4 protein-coding genes and 3 tRNA genes are annotated in these 11176 nt (G+C 48.9%); 2 read left to right on the top strand and 5 right to left on the bottom strand.

Annotated features, from left to right (window positions below; all coding sequences use genetic code 11):
* Positions 1–48 precede the first annotated feature (48 nt).
* From KBW69_RS19030 to acs, 4 genes are all read right to left on the bottom strand, one after another.
* Positions 49–125 (bottom strand) — tRNA-Met (locus tag KBW69_RS19030).
* 47 nt (positions 126–172) lie between these two features.
* Positions 173–249: transfer RNA gene (locus tag KBW69_RS19025), tRNA-Met, on the bottom strand.
* A 47-nt stretch (positions 250–296) separates the two neighbouring features.
* Positions 297–373, bottom strand: a tRNA-Met gene (locus KBW69_RS19020).
* A gap of 148 nt (positions 374–521) precedes the next feature.
* Entirely contained in the window at positions 522–2474 is a 1953-nt protein-coding gene (gene acs, locus KBW69_RS19015; RefSeq protein ID WP_257281892.1) for an acetate--CoA ligase, read from the bottom strand.
* Between the two features lie 168 nt (positions 2475–2642).
* Here acs and KBW69_RS19010 point away from each other — a divergent pair, with 168 nt between their 5' ends.
* Positions 2643–6113, top strand: coding sequence for a PAS-domain containing protein (locus KBW69_RS19010; RefSeq protein ID WP_257281891.1), 3471 nt, complete (start codon positions 2643–2645; stop codon positions 6111–6113).
* 5 nt (positions 6114–6118) lie between these two features.
* Here KBW69_RS19010 and KBW69_RS19005 read toward each other — a convergent pair whose 3' ends face one another.
* Positions 6119–6793 carry a response regulator transcription factor gene (locus KBW69_RS19005; protein WP_257281890.1) on the bottom strand — a complete coding sequence of 225 codons (675 nt, stop codon included), beginning with the start codon at positions 6791–6793 and terminating at the stop codon, positions 6119–6121.
* Positions 6794–7333: 540 nt separating this feature from the next.
* On the opposite strand from KBW69_RS19005, the gene KBW69_RS19000 reads away from it, so the two are divergent.
* Positions 7334–11026, top strand: a complete 3693-nt coding sequence (locus tag KBW69_RS19000; RefSeq protein ID WP_257281889.1) for a PEP/pyruvate-binding domain-containing protein — start codon at positions 7334–7336, stop codon at positions 11024–11026.
* The last annotated feature ends 150 nt before the right edge of the window (positions 11027–11176 follow it).

The raw sequence follows: 11176 nt of genomic DNA, 5'->3' as shown, positions 1-11176 counted from the left end.
ACCGAAATCTGTCCAACAGTCGTCTGGTCATCAACTGTTGTTGTATGTTGGTAGCGGGAGCCGGATTCGAACCGACGACCTTCGGGTTATGAGCCCGACGAGCTACCAGGCTGCTCCATCCCGCACCGAAATCTGTCCAACAGTCGTCTGGTCATCAACTGTTGTTGTATGTTGGTAGCGGGAGCCGGATTCGAACCGACGACCTTCGGGTTATGAGCCCGACGAGCTACCAGGCTGCTCCATCCCGCACCAAAATCTGTCCAACAGTCGTCTGGTCATCAACTGTTGCTGTATGTTGGTAGCGGGGGCCGGATTCGAACCGACGACCTTCGGGTTATGAGCCCGACGAGCTACCAGGCTGCTCCACCCCGCATCAACGAGGAGCGCATAGTATGGACGATGATCCTTAAAGTCAATAAAAGATTAAAAGGCTGCGGTTAATAACCAGATGTAGATTGGATCAAAGAGCCCCGGGATGCAGAGCTCCTTGAGGGATTAAAGATATCAACCCGGGAGCAAGGTCAGCCCGCTAATGCACGGTCCTTAATGAGAGCTTTTACAACAGAAGGGTCCGCCAGTGTTGATGTATCTCCCAGGTTTTCATACTCACCTGAGGCAATTTTACGGAGGATTCGGCGCATAATTTTACCGGATCGGGTTTTGGGGAGGCCCGGAGCCCACTGAATGATATCCGGTGAGGCGATAGGGCCGATTTCCTTGCGAACCCAGTGTCTTAATTCATTCTTGAACTCATCTGTGTACTCAGACTCGGCTATTAGTGTTACGTAGACGTATATTCCCTGTCCCTTGATGTCGTGTGGAAAGCCAACGACAGCGGCCTCCGCGACGTCTTTATGAGAGACCAGTGCCGACTCAATTTCAGCAGTACCCATTCGGTGGCCGGAGACATTAAGTACGTCATCAACACGCCCCGTGATCCAGTAATAGCCATCTGCGTCCCTACGGGCGCCATCGCCAGTGGTGTACATACCCTTAAAGCTGGAGAAGTAGGTTTGAATAAAGCGCTCATGGTCATCAAAGACAGTCCGGGCTTGTCCGGGCCAGCTATCGAGAATAACCAGATTGCCTTCCTGTTCACCTTCGAGTATACGACCTTCGTTGTCAACCAGGGCGGGTCTGATACCGAAGAATGGGCGGGTTGCAGAACCGGGTTTCAGATCAGTAGCGCCAGGGAGCGGTGTCAACATAGCTCCACCTGTCTCTGTCTGCCACCAGGTATCTACTATGGGGCACTGTTCATTGCCGATGGTTTTGTAGTACCAACTCCACGCTTCGGGGTTGATGGGCTCTCCAACGCTGCCCAGTAGCCTGAGGCTGGAGCGGTGAGTGTTTTCGACAGCCGCATCGCCTTCAGCCATGAGTGCACGTATGGCCGTGGGAGCGGTATACAGAATATTAACCTGATGTTTGTCAACGACCTTACTGATTCTGTTGCAGGCCGGGTAGTTGGGTACACCTTCATGCATTACTATGGTGGCGCCATTCAGAAGTGGGCCATAAGTGACATAGGTGTGACCTGTAATCCAGCCAATGTCAGCGTTACACCAGAATACATCACCCTCCTGATAGTCAAACACATACTGATGGGTCATAGAGGCATAAACCAGATAACCGCCGGTGCTGTGAAGTATGCCTTTAGGTTTACCCGTGGAGCCCGAAGTGTAGAGAATAAATAGTGGATCTTCTGCATTCATCTCTTCGGGAACACAGTGCTCTGAAGCCGTGGCAGTCAGCTCCTGCCAGTCAATATCACGACCTTCCTGCCAGTTAACCTCTTCACCGGTGTGTCGTAAAACAATGACCTTTTCAATGCTGGTTACTGCCGGGTTTTCAAGAGCTTGATCAACGTTGTTTTTCAAGGGAATCTTGCGTCCGCCACGAATACCTTTATCGGCGGTAATGATCAGTTTGGCACTGGAGTCGATTATTCTTCCTGCCAGAGCTTCAGGTGAAAAGCCGCCGAAGATGACCGAGTGAATGGCGCCAATACGTGAACAGGCCAACATCGCTACGATGGCCTCAACGACCATTGGCATGTAAATGGCTACAACATCACCTTTGCCAACACCCTGACTCTTCAGGCCATTGGCAAAACGACAGACTTGTTCGTGAAGTTCTCTGTAGGTGACTTCTTTACAGGGCTGGTCTTCTTCATCCGGTTCCCAGATGATGGCAACCTGATCGGCTTGTTTGTCGAGGTGACGGTCCAGGCAGTTGAAAGAGGCATTGGTGGTGCCGTCGAAGAACCATTTAATATCGACATTTTCGTGATCGAACGACACATTCCTGATCTGTGTGTAAGGGGTGAACCAGTCGATTCTCTTGCCATGTTCTCGCCAGAACCTTTCTGGGTTAACGACAGATTGCTGGTACATCTCATGATAACGCTCGTTATCTGCCAGTGTATTCTCTCTCTGAACCTCAGTTACCGGGTACACACACACTTCAGTCATAATGAATCCCTAGAGTTATTCTAATTTTTCTTCAGGCAATGTATTGATAGGGTGTTTGTAGTTTTTAGCATTGTGATGCCTGATTGTCATCTTAAGGCGATACCTTCTTCAGGAAATTAGACTTTGGTAGAATAATTCTGTTATTGAATTAGAAAAAAGTAAGAAAGTATGGCTGGATGGTGGTTGGCTCTCATAGCCCTTCTCTATGTGGGGGGATTGTTTTCGGTAGCCTGGTATGGTGATCATGCAGGCGCACAATTACGAGAAAAATGGCGCCCCTATATTTACAGTCTGTCGTTGGCTGTCTATTGCACTGCCTGGACTTTTTTTGGTGCTGTGGGTCAGGCATCTCAGAACATCTGGTCATTTCCGAGTATCTATATCGGGCCCATTCTGGTCTTTGTATTTTTCTGGAAACTGCTCAACAAGCTGGCACGGGTAAGCAAGCGCGAAAATATTACCTCTATCGCTGACTTCATTGCATCGCGTCATGGCAAGTCCAGGGGACTGGCTATCCTGGTTACCCTTTTACTGGTCGTTGGCGTTCTGCCCTATATCGCCTTGCAGCTGAAAGCCATCATCATGGGTTTTGAACTTCTGTCTCCCGCTGCCATGGCTCCCGGGCAGCAGCAGGATGCAGCTCTGTTGGTCACCCTGCTGCTGGCTGTGTTTGTGATTATGTTTGGCACTCGCAGACTGGATACTACAGAACATCAGCATGGCGTCATGCTGGCCATCGCCTTTGAGTCTCTATTGAAGCTGATTGCCTTTCTGGTGGTTGGAGGCTGGATCACTTATCGATTTTTTACAGAAGCCAGCGATCCACTGGTTCATTTTGAAACTGCGTTGGCTAAACCCACGGATGAGAGTCTGTTTTTGACTCTGATGGCCCCAATTATGGTCGCCATGGCGGCTTTTATCTGCCTGCCGAGACAGTTCCATGTTCTGGTGGTGGAAAATCGTGATATCAGGGATCTAAACCGCGCTCGCTGGATGTTTCCTGTCTATCTGCTTCTGACCGCGGTATTTGTACTGCCCATGGCATTTGCCGGAAATACCTGGTTGGGGGAGACGGTATCGCCTGATTCCTTTGTGATGGCTCTGCCAATGCTTCTGGGAAACGACAGCATGGCGGTGCTGGCTTTCATGGCGGGGCTATCCGCCGCCATCAGTATGGTGATCGTAGCAACGATCTCGTTAACGAATATGATTTCCAATGAGATTATGATGCCGCTGATTCTCAGAAGTTCAGGGCATGGCAGCAATGAGTTTTACCGCTTCAGTGGTCTGCTGAGAAATGTAAGACGCACTATCATTATCGGAATTCTATTGCTGGCTTATATCGCCTATCGAGTTATCAGTACCGGAGAAGATCATTTGCTGGCTAGCCTGGGCCTGATCTCTTTTGCCGCAGTGGCACAGTTGGCGCCTTCTGTAGTGGGTTCGCTTTATCTGAGGGAAAGCAACTATAAAGCTGCCTCGGGAGGCATTGTGGCAGGTAGTCTGGTTTGGTTTATCACCTTGATTGTTCCTCTCTTTGTGCAGTCCGGCTGGTTGGACAAAGCGCTGCTTGAGAAGGGCGTGTTTGGGATTGAGGTCTTTAAACCCGGCGCGCTGTTTGGATTTGATCTGACCGGTACCCTTCAGGGAGCGAGCTTTTTTGCACTGGTGATTAATGCTCTGGTTTATATCCTCGGTTGCCTCCTGTTCAGGGTTTCACCACTGGAAAGCCGGCAGGCCAGAAAGTTTGTCGATGCTTCGATGGTCGAGGGCGATCTTTATGATGATATAACCGTCACCGTTAATGAACTGGAGTCACTGGCAAGTCGTTATATGGGAGTGGAGAAGGCCAGAAAACTGATTGCCAATCAAACGACACTGGAGCGCCCTTATCTTGCTGATAGTGAAATGATTGCGACGGTAGAGAGGGTGCTGTCCGGCATCATGGGGGCTTCTTCAGCAAGGCTGGTGATGAAAACGGGACTGACGGGAGATAATGCATTAATTGAAGATGTCGAAGCCGTGGTTGGTGAGGCGTCCGAAGTTTTGCAGTTTAACCGTGAGTTGCTGACCGGTGCCATAGAACACATCAATATCGGGGTGAGCGTCGTTGATCGCGATCTCAGGCTGGTGGCCTGGAATCAGCGATATCTGGAACTTTTTTCTTATCCGGAAGAGATGATCAAAGTTGGGCGAGATGTGGCTGATATCATTCGTTACAATGCCGAAATGGGCCTCTGTGGTCCCGGAGATGCGGCTACTCATGTTCGCAAGCGTATCCATCATATGATGCAGGGAACAGCCCATAAGTCCGAACGGATACGTGATGATGATCGGGTCATTGAAACTCGGGGTTATCCGATGCCAGGCGGAGGCTTTGTAATGAGCTTTACTGACATCACCGAGTTTCGTCAGGTAGAAACAGCCCTGAAAGAAATCAACGAAAGTCTGGAGCAAAGGGTTGAGGAAAGAACCAGTGAGTTGCATCGCCTGAACCGTGAGTTGATGAGTGCCAAGGGGGCTGCAGAACGGGCAAATCGGTTGAGATCCAAGTTTTTTGCCGCTGTTAGCCATGACTTGATGCAGCCTATGAATGCCGCCCGGTTGTTCGCTTCTACTCTGGATTCCAGTCTGACGGAGACTGAACACAAGCAACTGTCCAGTCATCTGAACAGTTCTCTTCAATCTGCAGAAGAACTGATCAAGGATCTGCTTGATTTATCCCGTCTGGAGGCTGGTAAGCTTAAGGCGAATTTCAGAGACTTTCCGCTGGCTGAAATTCTGGACCCTTTGAAAGCTGAGTTCGACTTGTTGGCACAGGAAAATTATCTGAGCTTTAGAGTAGTTCAGCAGTCCGTCTGGGTACACAGTGATCCGGTTTTGTTAAGAAGGGTGTTACAGAATTTCCTCACGAACGCTTTCCGCTACTGTAACGATCAGGAAGGGAAAGTCATGCTGTGTTGCAGAGAGCGTTCGGGAGAGCTGTGTATCGAGGTCAGAGACAATGGTTCTGGTATACCGGAGGAATTGCAATCCGCTATTTTCGGAGAATTTGAGCGGCTACACCAGGGCGAAAAAGGGCTGGGTTTGGGGCTTTCTATTGCCCGTGGAATTGCCGCAGTGCTGCATCAATCCATCGAGTTGAGATCCCGTGAGCATGCGGGTACGACCTTTTCCATCCGGGTGCCTCTCGCAGAGGCCAAAATAGTCAGGCAGATTCCTTCAAGAGCGGCATCCAAAAAAAACATGAGTGGAATGACGGTACTTTGCATTGATAACGAACCAGAAATATTGCTGGGCATGGAAAGCTTGCTGACCCGCTGGGGTTGTCAGGTCAATTCTGCCGGTAGTGTGAAAGAAGCATTTAAGGTTGTCGAAGAGTGTGGGCTGCCAGATGTTATGCTGATCGATTACCGCCTCGATGATTGTATGGATGGCATCCAGCTGACCGGAGAATTACGTAAACTGTCGTCTTTGTTTCTGCCAGCGATTCTTATTACTGCCGATAAACAGGACAGTGTTCGTGACCGTTGTCGTGATCAGGATATCAAGTTGATGGGAAAACCGATCAAACCTGCCTCACTCAGAGCCTTGATGTCATCGCTCACGGCGCCTGCCAGAGTCCTTTTTGAGCCATGAGTAGATTAAGCGTGAGTGGTAGATGGGCCGTCATCACCTGCGGAGGGCTGATCAATTTCCAGCTCATTCATGGCAATCACTGCCTGGGTTCTGTTGCGAACGCCCAGCTTTTTGAAAATGGCTGTGACATGTGCTTTTACAGTGGCTTCTGATACTTCCAGTTCATAAGCAATCTGTTTGTTCAACAGTCCCTCGCTGATCATTCCCAGTACTCTGAATTGTTGTGGTGTCAATGCGGCGAGCTTTAGTTCCAGTTCTGATCCCTGACCCTGTTCTGGCAGTTCGGGCAGCCATTCCGGTAACCAGTTATCACCTTCAAGCACCTGGGTCACGGCATTTTTCAAAACATCCAGTGGCGAGGATTTCGGGATAAATCCATGGGCGCCGTGTTGCATGGAGCGATGGATGATCTGCGAATCCTCAGAAGCGGAAACAATAACAACCGGGACTTGAGGATATTGCCCCCTCAGAAAGATCAGGCCGGAAAGGCCATGAGCACCCGGCATGTTGAGATCAAGAAGGATCAAATCAGGAGACAGCACTTGTTCAAGGATATTCTGCAAGGCTGCGATAGATCCGGCTTCATAAATTTCAGGGCTCTCCAGCCCCTGACGCAGAGCTGCCTGTAATGCGGCTCTGAATAATGGGTGGTCGTCTGCAATGATGATCTTGTTTTTCATGAGCTCAGAGTGCCATTTACCTGGTGAGCTGTAAAGGCTGACCATTGTTATTGTTTTGGAAGCCGGGTCTGGCATCAAGTCCCGACTGTTTTCCGAACAATGTCTCTATCGGCAAGAGTGCTTCACTCTTTGGTTTTCAGGGCCTGTCATGGTCTGCTCATGAGTGTTCTTGTTGGCATCTGAACGGCTGAATTTTTATACCCTGATTAAATTGTGTGTTCCAGGCTGACGGTTGAACTTTATAAAAACATCATTGTCGAAATAAAAATAATTTCTTAACGCACAGCCGTCGGATTATAGATGAATACTGGCATGAGACGGGTATCTTGATATTACTTGCTAATGATCCGCTATATGCCAGACAACGGTTGCGAAATGATAAAAAACTTGTACTGGCAATCATCTCGGTACATCAAGATGGTCTGAAATAGGTGAATGGAGAACTAGAGAATGATAAGGGCGTCGACATGGCTTCGGTCACTTAATATGGCAACGTGCTTGCAGATGCCGGTCTGGAAGAAGAACATAAACATCAGAGGGATGTCTGGGTTACACGCTCATTTTGATCGTTCAAATCATCAAATCCCGACAACGAATCCAAATCAGAATACCGGGACTCTCATTCCAGCTAACGGGGCTAACCGTTTACCCAAAAGATATTTCAGTTCCTTTAATGCCATTATCTTTCCCTGTCAAACGCCACTAGCCAATCGAATCTGCCGTATACATATTTCAACCCCACTAAACCAGGTTAATGACAACTCTCCCTCCAACCGGCAACAACTTGGGGGCAAGGGGATGTTTTTGCGGCGTATGCAGGAAGCAAGTTTACCTGTTCCACCCTTCAGAAGTGTTACAGCCCAGACGACGAATGCTCTTGAACAACACCTTCTGGATACTCTTCGTATAGCCCCTTATTGTCCTGATATAGTCGATGAACTGGGGCCAGAGACCAGCCTGAAGAACATCAGGGAATACTTCAATGCCTTGCCACCTTCAGAGCAGACCAAAAGGGATAACGGGCTGGCGGGTCTGGCGAAATTTATTGCCAGTCATGACTTTTACGAACAGGTTAAAGATTCTGAAGCGGCCCGGCATGTCAGGGGTCTGCGCTGTCAGCTGGACGGACCCTTCATATCACAGCCGGTGATTGTCCGCAGTTCTGGCATCAACGAAGATAACTACGGCAATGCCCAGGCAGGCAAATACCTCTCGGAAGTTCAGGGAGAAGAGGATGTTTTTCGTACCTGCCTTAAGGTTATGGCCTCAGGTTATCGTCCTGAAGTCTGTCCCGAGGGTATCCCTCAACCCATGGCGCTGATTATTCAACATTGCATTGATTGCCAATATGGCGGGGTAGCTATGAGCTTTCAATCCTTTCAGGATGATTCCGTCAGGATTGAGTACACACCCGGTCAACCCAGAGGCGCAGTGGCAGGACAGTCCGGTAATACGCCCCACCGCATCGATATTTCCCGCAAAAAAGAAGGCGCTGACAGTTCTCAATATTTTCCCGGAACAGTTGCAAGTCACTTCATCCTGCGCAAAAACACAGATAATAGGGGCTACTCGGAAACAAGAATTCATGATGCGGGTACTCAATCAGACGACACCAGTCAGCAACTCAGTGATGACACGGTTTCAGCACTCAGGGAGATGGTGGCAAAGCTGGAAGACCTGTTGCTATGCCCGGTGGATGTGGAATTTGCTATTGATCGTCAGGGGCGCCTGTTCCTGTTGCAGGTGCGTCCTGTAACCGAACTCTCTGGCGGCATGGATTTTGCCATGCCCATACCCGAAGACAGTCTGGCCACTGGCGAGACCTTCAGCGAAGGCTATGGCACCGGACCCATCTGGCTGGCCAAAAAACGAGAGGCAGGTTCTATGCCCCACGGGGCCATTGTCGTGGCCCGACACGCCGAACAATGGATGCTTGAGCCCGATGTACTGATGCGGGCAGGTGGTTTTGTCATTGCCGAAGGAGGATTCAATGATCATGTAGCCATCCTCATGAGACAGGAAAAAAAACCCTTAATGCTGGCCGCTGGCGAGTATGCGGCAGTGGTTGCTCAGGATGGCCGACAGATTACGCTGGCCTGCGCCCGCTTTGACGGTAACTTCGGGGCCTTTATTGTGGACGGTGATCATACTGGAAAACTGGCCAGTCACAGAAGGCTGTCCTCTGCTTTTTCTGATATATCATTGGCGAAAGCCGCTCCGTCACGGGATGAGTTGTCCCCCCCTGAAGGCACACTTCGTCAGGTCGCCAGTGGCTTTAAGTGGCTCACAGAGCAAAATGCCCGATTGCTGGCGCTATATTCTCCTGGCGGCGGACTGGATTGTCTGGCAAACCCGGTGAAACTGAGTATGTCGCCACAGCGATCAAACTTACTGGCACAGACTAAGGACAGAGTAAATCTTCTCATTCATGGGGCTGAAGCCCTGTTGGAGGGTTACCGGGCCTTTTTGCTACTGGCGGGAAGCAGGAGGGCGCCGAGGGTCGAGCGATTGTTGGATGAATTGCCGCAGTTAATCAACCGGTTCGAGACGCTGAAACAGACCATTCGGTCAGGGTTAGAGGTGGTCATCTTGCCACTGGATGGCTCTGAAAAAGGACAGGTATCGTTTCGTCAGTGGGTGGTCGCCTGTCAACAGCTGCAATCCTGTCTTCAGATGCTCAACCCTTCAGAGGCTGAGCAGGTGCGGAGTGTCCATGAGTTGATTTTTGCCCTGCATCAGCGCTTCGTAAAGGCGCTGGCACCGGTCACACTAGCCGCGGGTCAGGGCAGGCTAACCAGGGAAGAGGAAGTCGCTTATGTTGATTGCACGACTCCGGGTGGCTCGGGTGAAAGCGCAATACTATTGAGTCCTTCCTGCAAAGCATCCCTCAAAGAATTAGATCGTCCAGCTACTGTCGTCAGTATGGATGGTGCCTTGATTGTTAACCTGAAGCTTGGAAGTCATATGGGTCTTATCGAGCTGCTTGAAGACGCAGAGGGGGGGAAAGGACGAACTTTGCGGCTGACATTTTCTGACGAGTTTGATCTCATTGATGGCATTGATGCCCCCGGCAAGTTGAAACGTATGTGGTTTCTGGTGCAGTTGCTGAAAGCGATCGAACTGGATAAATATGCTGCTGGCATGAAGCTAAGTTGCAACGCCGTAGCAGGAGAAATTATTGTCGAATGCCCCCGAGTGACATCACGCCAAACGATGCAGGATGCCTTTGAAAAACTGATAACAGCGTTGCACTCTATTGAGAATATGGATATTTATCTAGAGGACTGCACCATTTTTGAAGGAGATCTGTGGGATTTTAACTTGCTTGAGCAACGCCTTAATAGAGGTGTTACGACAGAAGTTGATCGATTTGCCTTTCAACATTGCCTTTTCGCAACGATTTACGACTTTTTCACGATTATTCCCGATTGCTGGCAGTTATTAAGCAAACAACACCAACAGTTTATTCACTATGTTCAACAGTTAGAAGAGTGCTGGAAAAAGCCAGAGGAATATTTTCGGAAAGTGTTAATGAGTGATGAGATCAGTGAGGACACTCGCAGGGAACTTTTACACCATCTGTTATTGTTAGATGCCCAAAGCGCTATTCCATTGGTTGATGATGTTTATCCCGATTTGAGAGATCAATATTATGTTATCAAACCATCATCTTACAGTTACAGGCTGGAGTTTGATGTTTCACCAGGTCAGTCACTTTCGGAAGATAAAGAAAAGGTCAGGAATTTCTTTCTGAAGAATGGCTTGAAATATGCGTGCCAAAAGGCTCGAAATGATAAAAACCTTGTATTAGCCATCATTGCAGTACATCCTGATAACCTGAAATATGTGAGTGAAGAACTGAAAAGTAATAAAGAGGTCGTCCTGGCCGCAGTCGCTCAAGAGGGTAATCTGTTGGAATATGCCAGCCTGGGAATGAAAGATAATGATGAGGTTGTCATGGCTGCTATCGCGAATTATCCAGGAGCTTTCGAGTATGCAAGTCATAGAATCCGAAGCGATAAAAACATGATTAAAATCTTAATAGCGGATGATTTCACTCACTTAAGATATGCCGGTTTAAGGGTATTTTATGATCGCGAGTATATGCTGGATTTAATTGAAGAGAATCCTCAGGCTTTCGAATATGCTGCGTACAGGCTTCAAGAAGATCAGGACTTTATCGATTCGGCCATCCAACGAAATAGCGAAGTTGTTAAATATATACCCAAGTAAGAAGTTCAGGATGCTCAATTTTTCATCCTGACAAAGTTATGTGCTTCAGACTGGCGGGTGAACTTTATAAAAACATTATTGTCAAAAGAAAGTAACTTGTTGATGCGCTTGTCATTAACTCATGGATGAGCTTTAACATGAGAGGGATAT

It is taken from the genome of Endozoicomonas sp. ISHI1, from assembly GCF_024606225.1.
Taxonomy (GTDB): Bacteria; Pseudomonadota; Gammaproteobacteria; order Pseudomonadales; family Endozoicomonadaceae; genus Endozoicomonas_A.
The sequence above is the reverse complement of the archived record's forward strand: the minus strand, read 5'-3'. Positions and strand labels throughout refer to the sequence as shown.